Raw genomic sequence first — 22598 nt, 5'->3', positions numbered from 1 at the left:
ACCTCTTCGAGATTTTCGAAGAGGTCTTTTTTAGGTTATCGCAAAATCGCTTCGATTTCGCTCATTTGGGATGGAGTCAACGGGCCCAATGAGATGGCCTTTGCCGCCTCCTCCACCTGTTTGACGTTTTTGAGCCCCGGAATCGGGATGGTACACTCGCTCTTCCCCCAGATCCAGGCCAGCGCTCCCTGCACCAGGCTGCGTCCGCCGGAGGTTAAAATTTCACGAACCGCATCCAGCTTCGCCAAATACTCCGGAAGCGGCTTGCCGTCTTTGAAATACTGTACCCACTCATGCCCGCTCCCGCGAACGTCATCTGCCGGAAGGCTCGATGCAGCCGTAAACTTGCCGCTCAGCAGCCCCATCGCCAGCGGGGAGTTGTTAATGCTGCTCAACCCGTGCCGCTCGCACAATTCGACCATGCTGCTATCATCGGAAAGCACATTCAAAGGATGCTGGATCGCAGCACCGGAGGACTTGCGGGCGAATTGCTCGGCATTCGCTGTGCTCCAGGTGCTCCATCCGTAAGCGCGGATGAGCCCCTCCTGTTTTAACCGTTCCAGCCCATCGATCGCCTCATCGAGTTGTTCTGACGAGAAATCCCCCGGGTGGATTTGATACAAATCGATGTAATCCGTACCGAGCCGTCTTAAGGAGGCCAGGCAAGCCCAACGGATATAATTGCGGGACACATCCAGCTTCGTAAATACGTTCCGGGTTGCGGCATCATACGTAAAGCCAAACTTCGTAGCGATCACTGCGTCCTGCCGCCGCCCATGCAGCGCCTGTCCCAAAATTTCCTCGCTGTGACCGGTGCCGTACACATCCGCTGTATCAAAGAAATTAATCCCCTGGTCCAGCGCCGTTTGAACAGCCCGGATCGACTCCTTATCGTCGACCTCTCCCCAACCATCCGGTAAGCCGTCCAGCAGGAAAGGTCCCCCGATGGCCCATCCGCCGAATCCGAGCGGGCTCACCTGAAGCCCGGAGGAGCCGATCGTTTTCTTATTCATTGCTTGATCCCTCCATCTTCCATTTGATTTCCATCACAGTATAATAGAGATAATCGGTTCTTTTTAGAGCCACTTTTTGGTTATTTTTAGGAACCAATTTCCCGAAGGGAGGGGGAGTAATCATGTACGGAATTCAACTGGATCCGGCTTCAGAACTAACGATGACGGCCCAGCTTTGCCGGCAAATCCGGCAAAATATTGAACGAGGTGAATGGGGGGAAGGAATGCGGCTCCCTCCCACCCGCAAGCTGGCCGCAGAATTTGGGATTGCCCGGAACGTGGTGATCGACGCGTATGAGCAGCTCATTGCCGAAGGCTATTTGATCGGCCAAACCGGTTCCGGCACCTATGTGGCAAGTGGAATTCGGACGAGCCTTGCCAGCGCTGGCGAAAGTGAGGGAGAGGAACTGGAGATGGAGCGGTTGGGATGGGAGGGAGAGGCATCTTCCGATTCCGAGGGTTTGATCGATTTCGAGATCGGCACGCCGGATTTGCGCCATTTTCCTCGGAAGCTATGGGCTAAATATTTAAAAGAAGCGGCGGAGGTAATCCCCTCCACCTCCCTCGATTACGGCGACATCCGCGGGGAAGAAGCGCTGCGAAAGGAGATTGCCGCCTACCTCTACCGAACGAGAGGCATGCGTTGCCAACCGGGGCAAATCATGATTGTATCCGGCTCCTCGGAAGGCTTTGCCCTCATTGCCCAGACGCTGCGGGACCGTTTTGACGCCGTGTACTTGGAGGATCCGACGATTGAGTTCACGCAGCATATTTTTCGCAAAGTTGGCTATCGGATCTCGCCGGTCGCTATCGACAGCGCCGGAATGAAGGTGCATGAGCTGCGCGAATGGGAGCCGGGACATCTCATGCTGCTCACGCCCTCGCACCAGTTTCCGGGCGGCGGTATTCTGCCGATTCAGCGGCGACAACATGCCGTCCGCCTCGCAGAGGAAGCGGCCTCCTATCTCATCGAGGACGATTATGATGGTGATTTTCGATTAAAGGGAGTTCCGATCCCGCCGCTATATACCTTAAACCCGGGTCGCGTGATATACGTTGGAACGTTCAGCAAGACGCTGGCGCCCGGATTGCGTCTCGGCTTCCTGGTTCTCCCGGTTCATCTCGTTCGGCCCATGGCTGACCTGCGCGAAGCCCAGAATCTCCGTCCCCCGTCGATGCTGCAAATTGCGCTGGCGATGTTTATGCGGGATGGCTGCTTGGACCGGCATATTCACAAAATGAAAAAAAACTACCGACAGCGGCGCCAGCTATTGATCGAAGCGATACAACGCCATTTCGGCGCGCGTGCGGTTATTCAAGGGGATGAAGCCGGCATGCACCTGATGGTTGAGTTTCGCGGGATTCCTGCAGGTCTCGATTGGTCCAAGTCCCAGGCCTACGGCGTACGCGTATATGGGGTCGAGGACTACTGCCTCATCCAAGGCAACTATACGCGGCATATTTTGCTTGGCTATGGCAATCTCCCTGAGGTGAAGATCGAACTGGGAATTGAACGGTTGCAAAGCTTTCTAGAGGAGTATGCTTATCGAGATTGACACCAGCATGCGAAGTGAATTCATAAAGGATCGAAGGGACGCTCGCTATCCTTTCTTTTACCGTTCATTCTCAATATGTTAAGATAAGGGATAAAGGAGGATTTACTATGGCACGAAGCAAGGAATTTGATGAGAACGAGGTGCTCCTTAAAGCAATGCGTCTATTTTGGGAGCAAGGTTATGAGAAGACTTCGCTGCAAGACCTCGTCGAGCATATGGGGGTTCATCGCCGCAGCTTATACGACACGTTTGGCGACAAGCACACGCTGTACCTCAAAACGATGGAGAAGTATGCACGGATTACGAATGCTGCCATTAAGACGGAAGTCCAACGCGGCCGGACGGCGTTAGAATCCATCCGTTTGATTTTTGATTATTTGATTGAGACCAATGGCGACCAACCAATCGGCTGCTTCTTTGTCAACTCAGCGACGGAGCTGGCCTACCGAGACCCTGAGGTCAGCAAATTAACGAGCGAGCTGTTCGGCAATGAAGAGCAGTTGTTGACTGAGCTCATCCAACAGGGACAACAGGCGGGAGATATCTCACCCGGATTAGACCCTCGCCTGCTGGCGTCCAGTTTGCATGCGACGATGCTCGGAATCCGCGTTATGCGTCGCACTTCCACGGATAAGCAGAAGCTCCATCAAATTGCCGAGGTTTCGATGGAGATGCTGAAGCCGTCGTGAGGATTCTTTGCCGTCTCCTCACTTAATGAACGGTGCTGAAGACACGCAACATCCAGTCGTATGCTGCATATGGGCTGGAACACCCCCTCCGTTCCACCCTATCAGCTAGCAAGGTTCCACGCTTCTATTCCCCCTCTATCTTGAGCTTTCCCCTCCTTTGATGTTCAAGGTCATCACCTCATCTCCTTGTTCTATCCGCAGATATACACAGAACCTGCGCAATTGTATCCGAGGATGGTCGCTGATCCAAACGAACTCAAGTAACATGGAGATCAGACCAAAGAACAATCGAAGGAGGCCACACCCCGCGATGAATACACAAATCATTATTTTCGCACTTCTCGCTTTTTTTATATTGCACCGCGTCTATCGTCGCCTACGGCGAAATTTTGGATGGCAACCGCTGAATTCGCGCAGGTTACAAGTGTCTACCGTGATCATGACGATCTTCGGATTCATCCTGTTGATCTCAGGCTCGTCGCATATAAGCAGTCTAATCTCTGACCTAGCAGGAACCGCCCTCGGCATCATTCTGGCAACCTGCAGTGCGGCGATGACCCGATTCGAACAACGCGAAGGACGATTGCATTACATGCCAAATTTGTGGATCGGAATGATTGTCACCCTATTGTTTTTGATAAGATTCTTGTTCCGATTTTACGTTGCATTCACCCAAACCGGCGTTTCCTCCGCAGAGCAATGGCAAGGAATCACCGGCGGTTGGACCGCCGGGTTGATGTTCGTGATGATCTCTTACTACGCAACCTACAACCTCTTCCTGCTGCGCAAACAAAAGGCAAAGATGGCAGAACCCAGCGTGTAGGCGCCAATCATCCAGCCGGCAATGCCCGTATCCACACCAAATTGATCCTGCAGCGTTGGCAGCAGCGGCGAGATGAGAAAGGTGTCGGTTCCAATCATAAACATGATACCAAAGAATAGTATCGTAAATCTGAACATGACTTTCGATCACTCCTTGTAGCGTCTGGTGAGATTCCTTGTTTATGATAAGGGATATTAGTGACAGATCCTGTCATAAATCAATGAACTCTCTTCGCAAGTTACAAGAAGTGGGATCGAACATTACAGATCTCAACGAATGAAGTTATTTCTTAATAATCAATTATCTGAATCAAATTGCCGCAAGTATCGTCGAAGATCGCGATGGTGTTCTCGCCCATTTGCGTCGGCTCCATCGTGAACTTCACCCCCAGCTTCAATAAGCGTTCGTACTCTTGGTGAGTGTCTGCAACTCCAAACATCGTGGCTGGGATGCCATCGGCGAACAACTTCTGTTGATATTCTCTCGCAGCAGGATGGTCATTGGGTTCGAGTAAAAGCTCGGTCCCGTCTTGCTCCTCGGGCGATACCAACGCGATCCATCTAAATTTTCCGGCAGGAACGTCATGCTTTTTTACAAACCCTAGGGTTTGGGTATAAAACTCTAACGCCTTGTCCTGATCTTGAACGAATAGGCTTGTCACCACGATTTTCATTGGAATTCTGCCTCCTTATTTTTCCCTTAAGTAGTTAATGCACCACCTGTCTCAATCAAAGTCTTCATCCCGGACAATACGATCGGCAATCCCTCTTCCAATATACGCGAAGTCACGGGAGCTTCCTCGAACTCGTCGTGTACCACAGTCACTAACGTTACCCCGGCGAACTCGGCATGCGGCTCGATTTCCCAAGTTAATCGGGAAGGCTTCTCCTCCGCGGTCTCGGGTTGGATCAGCAGTTGCCAGGACATCACCAGCCGACGAGGCGGCTCTACGGCAAGAAATTCCCCTTTGGCCTGCACCTGCCCTTGAGGATTCCAGATCTCATACGGGCAACCCGCTTTGAGTTCGCCGCGAAGTGACCCGTTATACCAATATTTTGAGGTCAGCGAAGGATTGGTCAGCGCGTTCCATACCTGTTCCGGACTGGTCTTGATCGCAATTCGGCTGACATGTCTTGGCTTTGGCTCCATGGCTGGCTCACTCTCCAACTCTTTTTTTAGCAAACTTAATCCCGATACCCATGGCTCGGCGTACTTGCTTACCCACCTATCGTAGATTTGGCGTATGGATACGGGGTTCAAGTAGTGATATTTCTCCCGGCCCACCTTCCGGGTCGTCAGCAGACCCGCTTCTTCCAGGATTCGTAGATGCTTCATGACACCGAAACGGGACATCTGCAGATGCGCACAGAGATCGTTTAACGTTCGGCCATCCTTCTCATATAACAGATCGAGCAACGTGCGTCGGCTCGGATCCGCCAGTGCTTTAAATATATCGTCCATCAGGACATGCCTCCATGACGTCCACGAAATAGTGGGCAAAAAATGTCTTCATAACCGTTGACATGTTACCATATAGTAACATATATTAAAAGTGACCATTAGGTCACGTGTTTATATTGCAGCGCATGATGTCCGCCGGCGGTCATCCTAGAGCTGGTATGACAACCTGGAGGTGATTTCTCAACTGAAGCTCGCTTATTTCGTTGCCATCCTGAATGCGACAGTGATTGGCATAACTTTTCTGTTGTTCAAACTGACTTTGGCTTTCGTGGTAAATCGATATTTTCCCTACTATTGCTCGCTGCGTTGTACCCGATCGCTTACTTTATCTTGCTAACCTTTGGGCTTCAGCATGCGAGTTCCGCAGAAGGGGGCATCATCAGCGCCATGACGCCTGCGGTCACGATGCTATTTTCGCCTCCCTTTTCTTGAAAGAAAAAAACTCCTGGATGCAGAAGCTCTCTCTTCTTCTGTCTGCAGGCGGCATTGTGTTCATATATATGATGAATGGCAGCAGCAACTGGTCGCACACAGCCGGAATCGTCCTGCTCCTTCTCGCCTGCATTACGTTAGCCGGGTATAATGTGCTGGCCCGAGTGGTCACCCAGCATTTTAGCGCCATGGAGATCAGCTTCTTTATGATGGGGGGCACCTTCATTTCCTACTTAGCAGTATCGCTTGGCAATCACCAGCTTAACGAATAAAGTGAGGTCGTAACGATGCATATTACCCTGATCGCCGGAAGCAACCGGCACCATGCGATTAGCACAAGTATTCTTCGCTATATCGAAAACCTGCTGAAATCGAACAATATTCCCGTCTCATTTATTGATTTGGCGGCTGTGCAGCTACCGCTCTTTTCCCCTGATTCCGAGGTTGTTCCTAAGGAAGCGGAGCTTCTGATCACTTCGGTTGAACATGCCGACGGCATTATCCTGGGCACTCCTGAGTATCATGGTTCCATTTCCGGCACCTTAAAAAATGCACTGGATTACCTGGACAACCGCCACGTGGCAGGGAAGCCGTTCTTAACGGTGAGCTCGGCAGGTGGTCCTCTGGGGGTTAGTTCACTTCTCCATTTGCAGAGCATCATTCGGAATCTGCATGGCATCCATTGTCCGGAATGGATCTCCGTTGGGGAAGGCCAATCGATCTTTGATCCAAATGGGCTTCCGCAAGATAAGGAGATTCTTGGGCGTATCGATCAAGCCGTTGAGCGGTTTATCGCACTGGTCAAGAAGCTGGGGCATGACAGCAAGCATTCTGAGAAAGTGATGATGGAAACATGAGGATGACCCCCGCTGAAATCAAAGCTTACTTAAAAAGAATCGGGATCGCAGACGTCCAACCGCCAACCCTTGACTATCTCACCCAGCTTCACAGAGCCCATGTGTCGACCATTTCCTGGCAGACTATCGATATCGTTGCTGGCAGACCCACTCCAATCGATCTTCATGAGTGCGTCCGTCTGATGTTGAGCAACCGAAGCGGGTATTGTTTTCACTTAAACGGTGCGTTTGGCGTACTGCTTCATTCCCTCGGTTACCGTGTGTTTTGGCATCGAGCCGGTGTCCAGCCGCCAGGGCAGGAACCGCGCATTAACTCCTTTCACCTTGGTCTTACCGTCAGCTTGACCAATGAACAGCAGCAAGCACAACGTTACATCATCGATGTGGGGCTGGGGGATATGCCCTATGAACCGCTTCCGCTGCAGATCGGAACTTACGAGCAAGGGCCGCTACGCTATCAAGTCGTGAACTCCGACGTGGCAGAAGGCGGCTGGCGGCTGGTGCACGACCCGAACGCCTCGTTTGTTGGCGTTGATTATGACCCGGATGAACTGGAGAATCTGGAGGAATTCAAACCTAAGCATGAATTTTACAGCCGATCGCCGGAGTCGCCCTGGATGAAGCTATTTCTTGTTCGGCATAGACACGCCACGGGCAGTAATGAATTAAGAGGATGTATATGGACTCGACGAGACAACAAAGCAATCGAAAAAACAGAGCTCCGCACCAAAACCCAATGGCTGGAAGTGCTGGGAGACGTGTTTCAGGAGCATCTCGTCAGCTATAGCCAGCTTGAACGTGAGGAGCTGTGGAAGCGGGTGTGGACATATCATGAGGAGTGGAAGAAGGCGAATTTGAAATGAGAGGGGCACCCCCCAAATAAAAAGCGGTGGACTAATACTTAAAAGTAAAGTCTTAGCCCGCCGCTGCTTTTTTATTCAACCAAATCCTAAGTTATCGAAGATTGGACAGCTTCTTATGAAACATCTCATCGAGTAACAAGATTTCTGCCTTTTGGCTGACGGCATGGTTCCCAAGCTTCACATCAATGATAAAATCGTTGGTCAGCATCTGTTGTTGACTGGAGATGATCTCGTCATCGGACAATTCCAGTACCGCCTTCGTTTCCGCTGGAATGACCGGAATTCCGGCTTGCTCAACCAGGCGAAGATTTTGCTTCATCTCTGCAGCGATTTTGCTTAGCGTGCTCACACTTCTTGCCGATTCTACATCCATCATGCCATCCTTGGTATGGAAATGCTTGTTGACGATGGCTAATGCCGCATGGGAAATATGGAAAGCTTGAATGTCAGTTTGGATTTCATAGTGTAAATTTACCGATTCAAGGATTTTAGCGAGCTCTTTCACTCTTTCGGTAACCTGTCCATTGATTTCACCAAAAATGGTGCCTTGATGTTTCGCCGTACCAAATTGGGCGTATAGAACATCATCTTTGATGTCTCCACCTGCACCCGGGAATCCAGGGAGCAGTCGATCACCTACGATGTCAAGCCAACTGTCATATCCAACGGTGTTCGTCAAAGTGACGATCGTTTTGCTCTTATTATCCTTGAGCACCTTAAGGGCAGATTCGGCTTGGTCGAATCGTACGGGTACCAAAATAAAATCATAGATGTCGTTGTCTTCCAGCTTCTCAATGGTCTTGATCGGTATTTGTTTAACGACTCCACCTTCATTGTAGAGCAATCCCTTCTGTTGCAGGACCTCTAGTCTCTTTCCTCTCGCCAAAACGGTGACGTCTAATCCATACTGTGCAAAACGGAGGGCATATACACTGCCAATCACACCTGCACCAAATATCAAAAGTCGAGGTTGTCTCGAGTTCATGATGTTCCTACCTTTCTAGAAGATACTCGACATAAATTGCTTAAGCAACATCTGTCTGATAAAATCGTAGTACACTAGGATCATGAGTTCAACAGACAGATTCACGAGGACGTTGCCTAAACAACACATTTGGATATTTGATGTTTTAGAGGGGGACAGGTTTATGGTTAATCCGCAAGATCCAAGGGTCATGCGCACACGACAGTTTATCCGAGAAGCATTCAGAGAATTGTTGCGGAGTAAAGACTTTGATGCGATATCCATCAAGGATATCACCCAGCAAGCTGCTATTAACCGCGCCACCTTTTACGCCCATTATGAAGATAAATATGCGTTGCTTGAAGAATACACCGAACAGTTTTTCCATGATATGGTTCCCGATGAAGTGAAGAATGCGCAGGAGTTTTCATCTGAAATCTGTGATCAGTTGATCCTGTTGACACACCGCTACATTGTGGATTTTTATCAGACATGCAGAATGATTTCCAAATCAATCGCGACGCTTGTGGATGAACAGATAAAGCGAATGTTGCAGCAAATCATCGAAAGCCTTCTCACCAAAGGGCCGGCTATGGAACTCCGTCAGATCAAAATCGTTTCGGCTATGACCGCCTCCGCGATCTACGGCGCAGCCCATCATTGGTTAACGGTTGGGGACAAGCATCGAACCGATTTATTAGTAAAGATGGTTCGGCCATATGTAATGAACGGCCTTGAAGTACTGAATAACAGCAGGCAAAAATAAAGCGGGATGAGCAAATTTGTGATGACTCGATATAAAAGAATCGCGCCTCATACCTTGCTTGGTATGGGGCGCGGTTTTTCCGTGTTAAGTTCCTAAGCTCCGATTCTCGTCACCTAAGCTTACTGCTTGGTGATCATCCACGTCACGCCAAAGAGATCGACCACTTCTCCCGTAATGTGGTCCCCATGGTTGAAGTGCGAAAGGGATATTTACTTTCTCTCCCCTGACTCAACAAACATCAGTGTGTTCATCCCCGCAACATTCACGACCAAATGCATCACTTTATCCATCCGAGAGGATTGACAAATGGAAAGTTCTGCCCTATAAATTATTTATCAGTCAATAAATAAGAAAGGGCGTTAAACATGTCACCCAGAGAAGATCAGCAGAGCCGGAAACAGCATATTCTGGAGGCGGCCGCAGTCCTGTTCGCCGAACGCGGTTATTATAAGACGACCACAGCGGATGTGGCGCGAGCGGTTGGCGTGACGCAACCGTACGTGTTCCACTTCTTCAAATCCAAGGAAGAACTGTATTTGGCCGTGCTGGAGCAAGCCTCGAAGCAAATCTACTATGCATTTGAATCGGTTGAAGCCCGTCCGGAAGAATTGAAAGAGTCGCTGGGTCTGGCCTTTGCGAAGCTGCTTGAAACCCATCGCAATGAGATATTGCTAGTGATGATGTCATATGCCATACCAGAACCGGCAGTCCGGGAATTTACCCGGCAATGTTTTGATGTTGTCTATGACCGGCTGAAGGCGCGGTTCGAGCAAGCCGGTTTTCCGAATCCCGGAAACGAAGCAAGTGCGTTTATTGGAACTGGGCTTGTCATCTCACTTTCCGAATCCGTCGGCCTGAGCAAATTGCTGCCCTGGTGTTAATCGATTGCGACCAAATCCCGTAAGTTATCCCGGCAAAGCCACTGTGGTACAGCGCTTTGCTTTTTCTCAAATCACAAATTTATTTATTAATAAATAAAATTCCAAATAGGAGATGACCCCTATGTTTACCCCTGCAAGAATTCGTTTGCTTGTTGTCACCTGTTGTGCCCTGTTCATGGCCATGCTCGACAATCTGGTGCTCGGCGTTGCGTTGCCGTCAATTCAGCGGTCTTTCAACGCCAGCATGACCGATCTGCAATGGTTTATGAACGCATATACGCTCGCTTTTTCTGTATTGTTGATCCCGTTTAGCATGCTGGGTGAGCGCTACGGGCGCAAAAGGATGTTCCTCATCGGCGTCGTTCTGTTCACTGTTGGTTCTATACTGTGCGGCGTAAGCGGCAACTCGCTGCAACTTATCTTATCCCGGGCGCTGCAAGGCATGGGCGGGGCGGCCATCGTACCGCTCAGCCTAACGCTTGTGAACGCTGGCTTCCCGGAAAACATGCGAGCCGCTGCCTTTGGCATATGGTCCGGCATTTCCGGGCTCGGGCTGTCCATCGGGCCGCTGATCGGCGGGGTGATCGTGGAAGGCGCGCCATGGCAAATGATTTTCTGGGTAAATGTTCCGATTGGCCTGCTTGCGCTTCTGTTCGGCAGCTTCTGGCTCAACGAAACGAAGGGCGAATCGAAGCCCCTTGACTTGCCAGGTGTGCTGCTGCTTGCTATAGGATTGTTCGGCATTGTATACGGACTTGAACAAGGCAACACCAAAGGTTGGACATCATTGGAAGTAATCGGGTCGCTGGCCGCCGGCGTATTCTTAATGATTCTATTTTATCTGTGGGAACGGAAGAGGGAAACGCCATATATCCGCTTCGCCCTGTTCCGCAACATGCGCTACACCGCCTATGTCTTCACCGGATTTTGGATGAATGCGGGCATCTTTGGCGCTATCTTCCTGCTCACCTTGTTCTTGCAACAAGCGCAGGGGTATTCGGCCCTGGAGGCCGGCGTCCGGACGATGGCCTGGACTGGATGCACGATGATCTGCGCTCCGCTTGCCGGGTTCGCTGTGGGGCGGTTGGGTAACCGGACTGTGTTAGTCGTCGGCATGACAGCCCAAGCGTTGGCACTAGCCGGATTCGCTATCTTGATCGGAACAGCTGGCGTGGATGTACCGTTCCTATGGCAAGCACCGCTTATGATGCTGGCAGGAGCCGGGATGGGCTTCAGCTTCACCCCGCTCGCCCACGGTATCATGACCTCGGTCCCGGACCAATCTTCTGGGGAAGCCAGCGGCATCAGCAACGCAACTCGTGAACTTGGCGGCGTGTTCGGCATCGCCATCAGCGGGCTGATCTTCCAATCAGGTGCAGCCATTAAAACACCTGATGATTTTGGCATGCACTTGGTGCCGGCGTTATGGTCCGGCGCAGCGATGATCGTTCTTGGTGTCGCCTTTGCGTTGCTGTTCGCGAGAACTCGGCTCACCGGAAGAAACCTCCAACATGCAGAGGTGCAATAGGCAGGTAATTGTTATACCCAATAGGCGACATCGGATCCGTTAATACAATGAAACAGCAACAGTCCTAGGACTATATTTTCTCGTCCTTGGCTGTTGCTGTTTCAAATTCTAGGGGCAGTCTAATACTTTATTTTCTGGTGACAGCTCCAACTCTTACATAATAATGAAGTCCCGATGACCTAACGGCATCATCGGGACTGTTCTAGAAGTTCCGCACTTTTTTAACTGGTTCCATAGATTTTTTAATGGTACCAGACACTCTTTACTGGTTCCACACATTTATTTCACCAGTTAGATAAAGATAATGTTCGAAGAAAATAAAGTATTAGACTGGAGTTGTTGATCTGACGCGGATTTTTGAGTTGGAAATTCGTCAGCTTTTAAAAATAAGTTTTAGACTGAGCACGATCTGATTATTCACAACGTTTAACAATCGAAAAATAAAGTTTTAGACTCCTGTGGCACTGACGTGGTACCATCATTCCGTATAATCTCCCCCGAAGAAACACCAAGCTTGTAGTAGATGCCAACTTTTCAGACTCAGCCTAGATTTGCGTCAAAATTATTCTATCAAAAAGCTTTTTCCATCGTTGCACAGTTTCATCTGCCAATTTTATTTCGTTTTTATCAAAATAATTTGCTATTTGTCTCGCAAAGTCAACTTTCCATCCTTGGGGAAGACTAACACCATTTCTTCTTGCAAATCCCTCAATCTGAGGTATTATTGGCTGATTTACTTTATAAACATCATCAAAATACTCATCGGACGTACGATACATTCTAGAAAAAACCTTTGCCATAACTTCACCTGGCATTAAGTCCTCAACTTCAGCGAGATCCATACCGCAGATATCTTTCATTGTTACAATTAATTCCTCTAATCCAACATATTTTTCTTTCTTCAGATTTTTCTCTTTTTCTTGACCTTGTTTATCTGAATCGAGAATTATAACCGGTAAAATTTCATCTCTTCCTTGAACTAAAGAGACAAGTGTAGAAATGCCTTTTACCCCTCCAGCGGGTATAAAGACAAGTTCCTTATTTAGAGTAATCAACTGATATGATAATAGATACATCTTTATCAGATTCAAATAAATTTGGTCAGAAGGACCTTCGACTAATATTGGTTTTGAACCGATCAATAGCGTGTCAGACACCGTTAGTCCTAGTGCAGCATTAACAGGATAGATAGATTTTGAAGCAATAGATGTATTTGCTCTTAAGTCCGTTGAAACCGAAGTAAATCCTTCTTCATCTACAAAAACTGCCCTGACTTGTTCTAAATGATTGGAATTCACAAGAAATGGAGAATGAGTAGTATATAGCAACTGATTACTTTCTGACAGCGTGTTGAAAAAATTTATTAAATCATATTGAGCAAGTGGGTGCAATGATAGCCCAGGCTCGTCCAATAATAATATCGACTCATAATGTCCATCGGAGCTCTCAACAAGGAATACAAGAAAAAAACTAAAGAACCACTGCAACCCTCTGCTTCTTCCTTCAAGTTCAATTTCTTCAGGCCTTTTTTCATCACTAACCCAAATTCTAAAATGATTTCCATCCGCATCAAATCGAAACTTATAATCGCCTTGTTTCCACCATTGTTTAAAGTCTCTAGTCAATTTTGTAGAAGCTGATTGAAGTAAAATTTCCCTTTTTTTCTTGTTTTCAGATTCAAGCTTAATCCTTTGAGGATCTGGACTATTTATGTTTATGTTTTCTTGTCCTAGCTGAAGGATTTCCTTGGGATCTAGTTTTACAAAATCGAATAGAACTTTTAAAGTCCTTACTTTTGCACGTTCTTTTTCTCCAAGGTCAGGTCTTTCAAGGTTATTTATTACATGTGGTAAATATATCTCCGAGTCTAAATTCCCATAGTCAGCATAGTATACAAAATTAGGAATCATAGAGATTACTAAATCAACTACTGTTTTATCATCCGCTGGCGGTTTCCTTTCCACTTGAGTAAGTAATGAATCGATATAATCTAAAACAGTGTTTAATAGAGAAGATAAATCTGCTGCTGTTTTTGGTATATGTTCTGGATTAAACTGTTTAAAATCCTGCTGAATTTCAATTATATGTTCACTGTTCAAATACTCAATATTTCTAATTTTGTCTATAGTTTCTGAAAGTAAAGAAATAAAGTCGTCTTTAAAACTTGAATAAGTTTTATAATTGTAAGCAATTTCAGATGCTCTACGTCGTAAATCATCTAATTTATCGATTACATCTCGTGATGGATAGACAGTTGGATCCCCTATATTCGGGAATTCTATCTTGTATTTACCGTTGAATTTTCTAGATACAATTACCTTTTTAACAGCATCTTTCGAAAAACCGGTTTTTTCCATCAAATGATCTGCATCTGTGTCAGATAGTATGAATTCCGCAGATACAAATACTTCGTCTGCTTTTCCTTCATCGTAATCAATGAATTCCTTTCTTGGATAATCAATCAAAGGTACAATAGGTTCGCCATTAGCAGGTTTTAATTTCCAGAGGGGAATAAGAAGGTTGGTTTTTCCGGACTCATTAGTTCCAACAAGTGAAGTAATTCGACCTGTTTCAATCCAGCCACTATCCCTCACAGAACGAAAATTTGTTACCCGAAATTTTAGCATTTCAGTGCGCATGGTATCATCCTTTCGTTGAAAAGGCGCAGTAAACAAGTATAATTGTTTTACTACGCCCTGATGTCATTTAATATTTATACTCTTCCGTCTCCGCCTGCGCCATCAATTCAGCTTGCTGAAGCACCAGATCAATGGCCATCTTCTCCAGATCCGGCGGGTAACCGTACTTCTTCAACAGCCGCTTGACGGTAATCCGCATTTGCGCCCGTACATTCTCACGAAGCGTCCAGTCGACCTTAATGTTGCTCTTGATCGCTTGGGTCAGTTCATGTGCGATCTGCTTCAGCATCAGATCGCCCATCAGTTCTTTGGCCGATTCGTTCGAAGCTAAAGCTTCGTAGAAAGCCAATTCTTCCTTGACCAGACCGAGGTCTTCGCCACGCTTGACAGCCTCGTTCATTTCTTTGGCCATTTGAATCAGTTCTTCGATGACCTGAGTCGTCTCAATGGTGCGGTTGTTGTATTTTCGTATCGCTTCCTCCAGCATCTCAGAAAATTTCTTCGATTGCACAATACTGGTCCGAGAAACGGCCTTCACTTTACCCTGAAGCAGCCTGCGGAGAAGTTCCACCGCCAGATTCTTCTGCTTCAACCCGCGCACATGTTCCAGAAACGCATCCGATAGAATCGCGATGTTGGGTTTCTGCAAACCTACCGCTTCCAGAATATCAACGACTTCATCAGATACGACCGATTTCGAAATGAGTTGATTCAACTCGGCGTCGAGCTCTTTCGTCGTTTTCTTCCTGTTCTCATCAGTTATCAACTTAATAATACCAGATTTTACCGCCTTGAAGAAGCTAATTTCGACATTAACTTCCTCAGCTGCGGGAGTCGTCGCGCAAAGCGAGAAGGCTCTTGCTAATTCCGTCGTCCAATTTAGGAAGTTCCGCTTGCTCTCTTCACCCAATCCAAGTACGTAATCGACCGTCTCAACAATGGCCTTCATCCGTTCGGATGCTTTCTCTGAAGCAAATTTGCTGTAGTCATACCCATGAAGCAATTCACGGATAAGTTGCAGTTTTTCCAGCATAAAGTCAACGGCTTGGTCCGTGTCGATGCCGGCAGTTTTGCGATCGTTTTCCGTATATTGTTGCAGCGCCGATTTCAGCAAATCCGCTATTCCGATGTAATCGACGATCAAACCACCCGGCTTGTCACGGAATACCCGATTCACACGGGCGATCGCCTGCATCAGGTTATGGCCTTTCATCGGCTTGTCGATATACATCGTATTCATGCTCGGCACGTCAAACCCGGTCAGCCACATGTCACGGACAATGACGATCTGAAGCGGATCGTTCACATCTTTCATCCGCTTCGCAAGATGTTCACGGCGCCGCTTGTTGCCGATAAACGGTTGCCACTCCTCCGGATCGCTGGAACTACCGGTCATGACGATCTTGATCTTGCCTTCATTGTCGTCATCACTATGCCAATCCGGTCGGAGAGCAACAATCGCTTTGTACATATCGATGGCAATCCGCCTCGACATCACAACGATCATCGCTTTGCCGAAGCCGGCTTTCTGCCGCTGCTCGAAATGTTCGACAACATCCTGAGCGACTTTCTTAACCCGCTTCTCCGTACCGGCCAACGCTTCTAGCCGAGCCCAACGTGACTTCAAACGCTCCCGCTGCGTATATTCCTGATACTCCGTAATTTCCTCATACTCGCTGTCGATGACTGGGCGCTCCGCCTCCGACAACTCCAGGCGGGCAATTCGACTTTCGTAATAGATTTTGACCGTCGTTCCGTCTTCTACAGCTCGGGTCATATCGTAAATATCGATGTAGTCCCCGAAAACGGCAGGCGTATTTTTATCTGTCAGTTCAACCGGCGTTCCGGTAAAGCCAATATAAGAAGCGTTCGGCAACGCATCGCGCATATATTTGGCATAGCCGTACTTAATGGCCGCTTCGTCTTCCCCGGCGACCATTTCTGCCTGAAACCCGTACTGGCTGCGATGCGCCTCGTCCGCCATCACGATCACATTGCGGCGTTCCGTAAGTACAGGATACTTGTCTTCATTTTCATCGGGGGTGAACTTGTGAACCGTTGTGAAAATGATCCCGCCCGACTCCACCGACAAAAGCTCACGTAAATGAGTCCGATTTTCCGCTTGCTGAGGCGTTTGCCTGAGCAAGTCCTTCGACTTGCTGAACGTGCTGAATAACTGATCGTCCAGATCGTTCCGGTCCGTCACCACGACGATCGTCGGGTTGTTCAGCGTCAGAACAAGTTTTCCCGCGTAGAAAACCATGGACAAGCTTTTACCGGAGCCTTGCGTATGCCAGATGACGCCGATTTTGCGATCACCTTCGTCCATCGTCGCACGTTCCGTACTTGCAATTGCCTTGTTGGTGGCATGGTATTGGTGGTATCCCGCCAATATTTTGAACAGATGCTCCCCATCGGTCTGAAACAGCACGAAATGCTTGATAATGTCGAGCAACCGACTTTTCTCGAACATCCCTTTCACAAGCACTTCAAGCTGGGGCAGGGAGGAGGGCGCCACGTCATCGCCGTCGATCGTGCGCCACATCATAAACCGATCTTCATTGGCGGTCAACGTGCCTACCCGCGCATTCACACCGTCACTGATGACCAGGAACGAGTTGTACGTGAACAGGGACGGTATCGCTCCTTTATACGTCTGCATCTGATTGTAGGCATCGCTGATCCCGACTTCTTCGTTGGAGGCGCTTTTCAATTCAAATACGGCGATCGGCAATCCATTTACGAACACGACGATATCCGGGCGCTTCTCTCCCTGATTTTCAACGACGGTAAACTGGTTGACGACCAGAAAGTCGTTGTTGTCGATCCGGTCCGGGTCGGTGTCGAACAGCCATACTTTCTCTGTCGGATATTCGCCGTTGGCGGCTTGATACTGCACATCGATTCCATCGGTAATCATCTTCTGGAACGCCTTGTTATTGATCAGCAGGCTGGGACTGCGCGGCACTTCAACGACCCTGATTGCTTCCTCAATCGCTTCCCGCGGCACATGTTTATTAATGCGAATTAGAGCATCGCGCAGTCTGTCTTTCAGGATGACCTCATGGTAAAATAGCCGTTCGGGATACTCGCCTTCGGGAGAAATGTCCGGGCCGTAAGCTTTCTCGTAGTTCAGTTCCTCGAACCATTCCAGCGCGGCCTGCTCTAAGTCACTTTCGGTATAAGACGTCGTATAGTAGGCCATGTTGCACCTCCTTTGGATTAGGGCTGATAGGCTGCTCTATTTTCCGCGACCAGATACGACTCATGAGTGCTAAGCTCTTGTTCGACAGGGACACGGATCTCACCAGACATGAGTTTAGGGAGTAGCGAATCTCTTAATATTAATAGCCTGTTATTTTCAGTTTTTAAGCTACACATCTGGTCGATTAGTGGTCTTACAGCGTATTCGAATTTTCCAAGTAACTGCTTCTCTGGTATTAGCATTTTAATGGTCTTTAGGTGTTTGGGACCAAAATTTAATTGAACACTACCTGAAGCTTTAGTATTGAGTTCGTTAACAAATTCCTTAGAAAGTAGATATTGATGCATGAATGAAAAGCTCATGCCGTCTTTGGGTCTAAATCGAATAATACTTGTATTAAGCATTAACGGTAGATGTTCTTTTCTAACAATTGCAGATCTTCCTAGCGTACCCGAAGTAGATACTACTACGTCTCCCTCTGCTAAAAGAAAGTGCTTATATTTCCCGTTTGCCTCTTCTTCAGAAACTTTATTTGCAGTCATCAAATCCAAATCTTGATTCTTAATACAACGGATGTTTAAAAATTTAATCCCTTCTTCTTTGTACTGCCAATTCCTGATTCCTGGTCCTTCAAGAAAGTCAATCCAGTCCGGAAGAAGGTCTACCTTCCACCCCTTAGGAATCAAACCTAACTCGCTTTCCTCAAACTCGCCGCCGCTGGATTTATATGGTTCGCCGTTTTCATTCGGAAACTCAAAGTCCACAAACCACCGCTTAAAAAGGGCTTGGGCCAATTCTTCAAGGTTTTTGTTGATGGCGTTGTTAAGTTCGATCTTATTATCAATACTTTTGAATAATTTAGAGATATTAATTCGTTCTTCTCTAGGCGCTATCAAAACATCCAACTGGATAAGTGTATCTTTAGACACGTTAGGAAACGTAGATCCAGTCGCAATGTTAAGTATGTGTGGAAGGTTGTAATCAACTAGAGCCTTAATATAATGTTCCTCTCCAATGTATTTCGGTGAAATTGAGGCTAATCCTCTACCTATTGCATATTCACGATCAGCCCAATTCATCCTGCCAACCGTTGAGCCCCTAACGCAAAACAATAAATCACCTTTCTTGGCTCTCTTTTTGGGATCTGTTGTATATTGAACAGGGGTGGGATAGCTGGTTCCGAATTCTGTTGGACCATTTAATAATGGTATCCCTATTCCGTTTAGATTACAGTCCTCACCTTTTGGCGATTGACCCATTACTACTAAAGCCACCTCATCTAATTTCGCACAAATAAATCCATTAGAACTCAAACCCAATCCCCCCTAACCGCTTGCGAATTTCATCCTCTAGTTGCCGGGACTTGGCGAACTGTTCTGCCAGCTCCGATGTCAACCGCACCATTTTATCCTCGAACGGTTCGCTGTCTTCTTCTACTTCTTCAATGCCAACATAACGTCCTGGCGTCAGGATGTATTCATGCTCCTGAACCTCAGCAAGCTTCGCTGCTTTGCAGAAACCTTTCACATCTTCATACGTACCAGCTTCCGTCTGTCCGCGCCACGCATGGTACGTATCGGCGATCTTGTGAATATCTTCGGCACTCAACTCACGATGCGTCCGATCCACCATATGACCCATTTTGCGTGCATCGATAAACAGGATTTCGCCGCGGCGGTCCCGAAGGCCCTTTGGCGCTTTATTTTTGGCAATGAACCAAAGACAAACCGGAATTTGCGTAGAATAGAACAATTGCCCCGGCAAGGTGACGATGCAATCGACTAGATCGGCGTTAACCAGCTTGCTGCGAATCTCAAACTCCGCCGTCGTACTTGTCGACATGGAGCCGTTCGCAAGTACAAAGCCTGCAACACCGCTGGGCGCAAGCTTGTTCACGATATGCTGAATCCACGCATAGTTGGCATTCCCAGCGGGAGGTACCCCATACGCCCAACGAGCGTCTTCTGTCAGTCGTTCGCCGCCCCAATCGCTGATATTGAATGGCGGATTCGCCAGGATGTAATCGGCCTTCAGGTTTTTATGTAAATCATTGTGAAACGTGTCCGCATGATGCTCTCCAAGATTGCCGTCGATGCCGCGAATAGCGAGGTTCATTTTGCACAACTTCCACGTTGTTGGATTCGACTCTTGCCCATACACCGCGATATCGCCGATGCGTCCCTGATGTTCCTCTACAAACTTCTCACTCTGCACGAACATGCCGCCGGAACCACAGCAGGGGTCGTATACGCGGCCCTTGAACGGCTGAATCATCTCAACGAGCAGGCGCACAACGCTGTTCGGGGTGTAGAATTCGCCACCATTCTTGCCTTCCGCGCTAGCAAATTTGCTAAGGAAGTACTCATATACCCGACCCAAAACATCCTTCGAGCGGCTCTCTTCATCGCCGACCTTGAACGAGAACAGGTCGATTACTTCGCCAAGGCGGGTTTTATCCAGCGCTGGCCTAGCATAATCTTTCGGCAGTACGCCTTTCAGCGACGGATTTTCCTTCTCGATGGCAATCATCGCATTATCAATGATCTGCCCGATTTCCGGCTTTTTCGCGTTATCCTTGATATGGCTCCAGCGCGCTTCCTTCGGTACCCAGAATATATTTTCTGCAACGTATTCGTCCCGGTCCTCCGGATCAGCATACGGTTCATTTTTCAATGCTTCATATTTTTCTTCAAACGCATCCGACACATATTTCAGAAATAGAAGGCCAAGCACTACATGCTTATACTCCGCTGCATCCATACTGCCGCGCAGTTTATCGGCCATGCTCCATAATTTTTCCTCGAATCCAATGTTCGCTGTTGCCATGATCCTAATTCCTCCTCAGTAGAGTTCCTCGTATAACTGGCTCTTCACTTGTTCCCAGCGATTCATCGCTTCCCGAACAACTTCTTTATATCGTTCTTTTTCCCGTATATATTGCTCTATTAACTCGTGCTGCTTATCTTCCGGTACCAGAGGCAATTCCAATTCCGCCACATCCGCCGGGTTCAGATTCATTACAGTCGTCCCCCGCTGGAAGCTTTGAATAAGGGCTGTTCCAACCGGGCTTTCCAGAAACATTTTGGCAAAATGACTCTTGATGGCCGACTTGAACCGGATCACGATCATATTCGAGGAAGCGATGACCATCCCTTGAGCCTCCGGAAATACAGCCAGCTTGTTCACGGTGCCGCGGCACGTCATGACCAGGTCACCCGGGAGAATCTCGTAACGTTTCACTTTCCTCTCTTCCTCGTCAATCGTTTCAAGCTGATCCAATAGCACTTCGCCGTCATCCAGATTGGATATATTCAGCACCTTAATGTTCCCGGGCTTTAGATCCTGCTTAAGAATCGATTTTCCCCGAAAAATTTCTGCCACATCGCGCAACTTCACTTTCGGGGTTGCCGCCTGCTGAAACGAACGAAGTATATCCTGATCTTCATCCAGCAGCAGTTCGATTCGCCAATGATCCAGCTCTCGGAACCGATCCGGATGGATGGTAATCTCCCGTTCCCCCACAAGCTTTGACTTCTCCATATGGAGTCGCCCGAGGATCACCTCTTCCACAGGCACTTTGCCGAAGTCAACCTGATAGGTCTTGATAGAAGTGTAGGGACGAAACAAGCCGTCCGGAAGCGAATAGATCGTTTGCACCGGCGCCTGATCATTCATTTTCTTCCGCCAGCTGGCGATCGCGCCGGATTGAAACAGCATCCGTGCAGGAAAGGTCACGCTCAATCTCCCGCCGTCTTGCAAGAGTGGAAGGAGGTAGCTGGCCGCTGCGCCTTCGGATTCCCGAACCGCGACATCGTCATCGTTCATCTTCATACCAAAATTTGGCATCGCCAGGATCGCGTCGAATTGATGTTCTGCGGGCAGCGGCTGATAAATGGACCCTTGAACGATGCGGATATTGGAATAGGGCTCGAAATACGTTTTGAACAATCTGCCTACGATGTAGTTTTCCGTTAACAATGTGATTGTCCATGGTCGATGGTAACATTTCGTTTCGATGAGTCCTTTGATATACTTTTCAGCTTCTGCAAACAGAATGTTCTTGCAACCATGTCGCTCACACTGATCGACAAACCGCTCGACGATTCCCGGATGGACGACAATGCTCCCTGTAACCCGATCTTGTTGGATGGTTAGCATGGCGTATTCCAACAAGTCCATGTCCTTGCCTGCATGGTATAATTTATAAAATAAATCCCGATCGCCGGGAAAATGGCCTAATTCTTTGTCTAAGGCTCGTTCCTTCATCCACTGAAACAGCTTCTCAGGTTCTGTCATTAGCTCCGTTTCGGCCAACTGTTGTTGTTCCAGAAGTTGTTGCGTCCGTTTCACTCGAATGGCTTCGCGAAGCAACTGATCACGGGTTGATATATCATGGAGCAGACAGATATTCCAGAACGATTCAATCAATCTATCACCTTCTTTCAAGATAAAAATTAGGGTCACTTCGTTTATTTTACAACCGAGAGATTTATAACAAAAAGATTCGGGATTTAATCCCTTTTTATACACATAACCTCCACCTAAATACTACCACAAATAAATTAAGTATTTCAATACTAAATTCCGAATTGTAAATTATCGAGAATGCGATTGAATTTAATTTACTGTATCTGGACATTTTCATTTACCCATTAGGGGATTTCTTTTTTGTAAAGTTGCATCGTCAAAAACGACGAAAATTTGAGAGACCCTTTGCTCAATTTAGTTTTGCAGCTCCTCATCTTAAATTCCAGTTTCTACACGAGGTATATAAGAATTCTAGTGGAGTAACAATGCGAAAACCCGTGAAATGATGAATTCGGATAATGATGTTGATGTAAGACTGGAGAAAAATTAAAAAACAAAGGATTAGCTGGGGATCACACGCTCCAAAAATGAAAAAAGCCGAGGAAAACTCAGG

The 22598-nt window shown here is 47.8% G+C and carries 18 protein-coding genes and 1 pseudogene; 9 read left to right on the top strand and 10 right to left on the bottom strand.

The genetic code is table 11. The features are described from left to right. Positions 1–35: 35 nt before the first annotated feature. Positions 36–1013 carry an aldo/keto reductase gene (locus C812_RS00565; RefSeq protein WP_016310760.1) on the bottom strand — a complete coding sequence of 326 codons (978 nt, stop codon included), beginning with the start codon at positions 1011–1013 and terminating at the stop codon, positions 36–38. A gap of 122 nt (positions 1014–1135) precedes the next feature. On the opposite strand from C812_RS00565, the gene pdxR reads away from it, so the two are divergent. From pdxR to C812_RS22145, 3 genes are all read left to right on the top strand, one after another. Next, a complete protein-coding gene (gene pdxR / locus C812_RS00560) occupies positions 1136–2569 on the top strand; it encodes a MocR-like pyridoxine biosynthesis transcription factor PdxR (RefSeq protein ID WP_016310759.1) in 1434 nt (477 codons plus the stop codon). A gap of 107 nt (positions 2570–2676) precedes the next feature. After that, a complete protein-coding gene (locus tag C812_RS00555) occupies positions 2677–3258 on the top strand; it encodes a TetR/AcrR family transcriptional regulator (protein ID WP_016310758.1) in 582 nt (193 codons plus the stop codon). Between the two features lie 160 nt (positions 3259–3418). Next, the gene (locus C812_RS22145) at positions 3419–4081 is read left to right on the top strand and encodes a CcdC protein domain-containing protein (protein WP_482802599.1); all 663 of its coding nucleotides are present in this window, start codon (positions 3419–3421) and stop codon (positions 4079–4081) included. On the opposite strand, the pseudogene C812_RS21730 reads toward C812_RS22145, so the two are convergent. From C812_RS21730 to C812_RS00540, 3 genes and pseudogenes are all read right to left on the bottom strand, one after another. Next, a pseudogene (locus C812_RS21730) lies at positions 4051–4218 on the bottom strand (MFS transporter); the annotation flags it as partial. The gene C812_RS22145 and the pseudogene C812_RS21730 overlap by 31 nt on opposite strands. A gap of 152 nt (positions 4219–4370) precedes the next feature. Beyond that, positions 4371–4754, bottom strand: coding sequence for a VOC family protein (locus C812_RS00545; protein WP_016310755.1), 384 nt, complete (start codon positions 4752–4754; stop codon positions 4371–4373). A 26-nt stretch (positions 4755–4780) separates the two neighbouring features. Further along, positions 4781–5542, bottom strand: coding sequence for an ArsR/SmtB family transcription factor (locus C812_RS00540; protein WP_016310754.1), 762 nt, complete (start codon positions 5540–5542; stop codon positions 4781–4783). Between the two features lie 428 nt (positions 5543–5970). Here C812_RS00540 and C812_RS21435 point away from each other — a divergent pair, with 428 nt between their 5' ends. From C812_RS21435 to C812_RS00525, 3 genes are read left to right on the top strand one after another with little or no spacing between them, the layout of a single operon-like run. Continuing rightward, a complete protein-coding gene (locus C812_RS21435) occupies positions 5971–6246 on the top strand; it encodes a hypothetical protein (protein ID WP_167669285.1) in 276 nt (91 codons plus the stop codon). Between the two features lie 15 nt (positions 6247–6261). Further along, positions 6262–6831 (top strand): NADPH-dependent FMN reductase, encoded by a 570-nt coding sequence (locus C812_RS00530; RefSeq protein WP_016310752.1) that lies wholly within the window; start codon positions 6262–6264, stop codon positions 6829–6831. Positions 6832–6833: 2 nt separating this feature from the next. Next, a complete protein-coding gene (locus C812_RS00525; protein WP_425270060.1) occupies positions 6834–7694 on the top strand; it encodes an arylamine N-acetyltransferase family protein in 861 nt (286 codons plus the stop codon). A 91-nt stretch (positions 7695–7785) separates the two neighbouring features. Here the strand turns inward: C812_RS00525 and C812_RS00520 are convergent, their stop codons facing one another. Continuing rightward, the gene (locus C812_RS00520; RefSeq protein WP_016310750.1) at positions 7786–8679 is read right to left on the bottom strand and encodes a ketopantoate reductase family protein; all 894 of its coding nucleotides are present in this window, start codon (positions 8677–8679) and stop codon (positions 7786–7788) included. 163 nt (positions 8680–8842) lie between these two features. On the opposite strand from C812_RS00520, the gene C812_RS00515 reads away from it, so the two are divergent. From C812_RS00515 to C812_RS00505, 3 genes are all read left to right on the top strand, one after another. Further along, positions 8843–9424, top strand: a complete 582-nt coding sequence (locus C812_RS00515) for a TetR/AcrR family transcriptional regulator (RefSeq protein WP_016310749.1) — start codon at positions 8843–8845, stop codon at positions 9422–9424. Between the two features lie 365 nt (positions 9425–9789). Then, positions 9790–10305, top strand: a complete 516-nt coding sequence (locus C812_RS00510; protein WP_016310748.1) for a TetR/AcrR family transcriptional regulator — start codon at positions 9790–9792, stop codon at positions 10303–10305. 121 nt (positions 10306–10426) lie between these two features. Next, complete coding sequence (locus C812_RS00505) at positions 10427–11833, top strand: MFS transporter (RefSeq protein ID WP_016310747.1); 1407 nt, start codon at positions 10427–10429, stop codon at positions 11831–11833. A gap of 545 nt (positions 11834–12378) precedes the next feature. Here C812_RS00505 and C812_RS00500 read toward each other — a convergent pair. The 5 genes from C812_RS00500 to C812_RS00480 all read right to left on the bottom strand — a co-directional run bounded on the left by C812_RS00500 (position 12379) and on the right by C812_RS00480 (position 22123). Continuing rightward, positions 12379–14472, bottom strand: a complete 2094-nt coding sequence (locus C812_RS00500; protein ID WP_016310746.1) for an AAA family ATPase — start codon at positions 14470–14472, stop codon at positions 12379–12381. Positions 14473–14539: 67 nt separating this feature from the next. Next, positions 14540–17677, bottom strand: a complete 3138-nt coding sequence (locus C812_RS00495) for a type I restriction endonuclease subunit R (protein ID WP_016310745.1) — start codon at positions 17675–17677, stop codon at positions 14540–14542. Positions 17678–17694: 17 nt separating this feature from the next. Beyond that, positions 17695–18990 carry a restriction endonuclease subunit S gene (locus C812_RS00490; protein WP_051134886.1) on the bottom strand — a complete coding sequence of 432 codons (1296 nt, stop codon included), beginning with the start codon at positions 18988–18990 and terminating at the stop codon, positions 17695–17697. After that, positions 18980–20503 (bottom strand): class I SAM-dependent DNA methyltransferase, encoded by a 1524-nt coding sequence (locus C812_RS00485; RefSeq protein ID WP_016310743.1) that lies wholly within the window; start codon positions 20501–20503, stop codon positions 18980–18982. The genes C812_RS00490 and C812_RS00485 overlap by 11 nt, the downstream gene beginning before the upstream one ends. 15 nt (positions 20504–20518) lie before the next feature. Continuing rightward, on the bottom strand, positions 20519–22123 hold the full coding sequence (locus C812_RS00480; protein WP_244268266.1) for a restriction endonuclease subunit S: 1605 nt from the start codon (positions 22121–22123) through the stop codon (positions 20519–20521). Positions 22124–22598 lie beyond the last annotated feature (475 nt).

It is taken from the genome of Paenibacillus barengoltzii G22 (genome assembly GCF_000403375.2).
Taxonomy (GTDB): Bacteria; Bacillota; Bacilli; order Paenibacillales; family Paenibacillaceae; genus Fontibacillus; species Fontibacillus barengoltzii.
The sequence above is the reverse complement of the archived record's forward strand: the minus strand, read 5'-3'. Positions and strand labels throughout refer to the sequence as shown.

Coding starts and splice junctions, on each gene's coding strand:
- C812_RS00565 (WP_016310760.1), bottom strand. CDS start 1,013: ATGAATAAGAAAACGATCGGCTCCTCCGGGCTTCAGGTGAGCCCGCTC.
- C812_RS22145 (WP_482802599.1), top strand. CDS start 3,419: ATGTTCAAGGTCATCACCTCATCTCCTTGTTCTATCCGCAGATATACA.
- C812_RS00500 (WP_016310746.1), bottom strand. CDS start 14,472: ATGCGCACTGAAATGCTAAAATTTCGGGTAACAAATTTTCGTTCTGTG.
- C812_RS00520 (WP_016310750.1), bottom strand. CDS start 8,679: ATGAACTCGAGACAACCTCGACTTTTGATATTTGGTGCAGGTGTGATT.
- C812_RS00515 (WP_016310749.1), top strand. CDS start 8,843: ATGGTTAATCCGCAAGATCCAAGGGTCATGCGCACACGACAGTTTATC.
- C812_RS00525 (WP_425270060.1), top strand. CDS start 6,834: ATGACCCCCGCTGAAATCAAAGCTTACTTAAAAAGAATCGGGATCGCA.
- C812_RS00505 (WP_016310747.1), top strand. CDS start 10,427: ATGTTTACCCCTGCAAGAATTCGTTTGCTTGTTGTCACCTGTTGTGCC.
- C812_RS00485 (WP_016310743.1), bottom strand. CDS start 20,503: ATGGCAACAGCGAACATTGGATTCGAGGAAAAATTATGGAGCATGGCC.
- C812_RS00555 (WP_016310758.1), top strand. CDS start 2,677: ATGGCACGAAGCAAGGAATTTGATGAGAACGAGGTGCTCCTTAAAGCA.
- C812_RS00540 (WP_016310754.1), bottom strand. CDS start 5,542: ATGGACGATATATTTAAAGCACTGGCGGATCCGAGCCGACGCACGTTG.
- pdxR (WP_016310759.1), top strand. CDS start 1,136: ATGTACGGAATTCAACTGGATCCGGCTTCAGAACTAACGATGACGGCC.
- C812_RS00545 (WP_016310755.1), bottom strand. CDS start 4,754: ATGAAAATCGTGGTGACAAGCCTATTCGTTCAAGATCAGGACAAGGCG.
- C812_RS00510 (WP_016310748.1), top strand. CDS start 9,790: ATGTCACCCAGAGAAGATCAGCAGAGCCGGAAACAGCATATTCTGGAG.
- C812_RS00530 (WP_016310752.1), top strand. CDS start 6,262: ATGCATATTACCCTGATCGCCGGAAGCAACCGGCACCATGCGATTAGC.
- C812_RS00495 (WP_016310745.1), bottom strand. CDS start 17,677: ATGGCCTACTATACGACGTCTTATACCGAAAGTGACTTAGAGCAGGCC.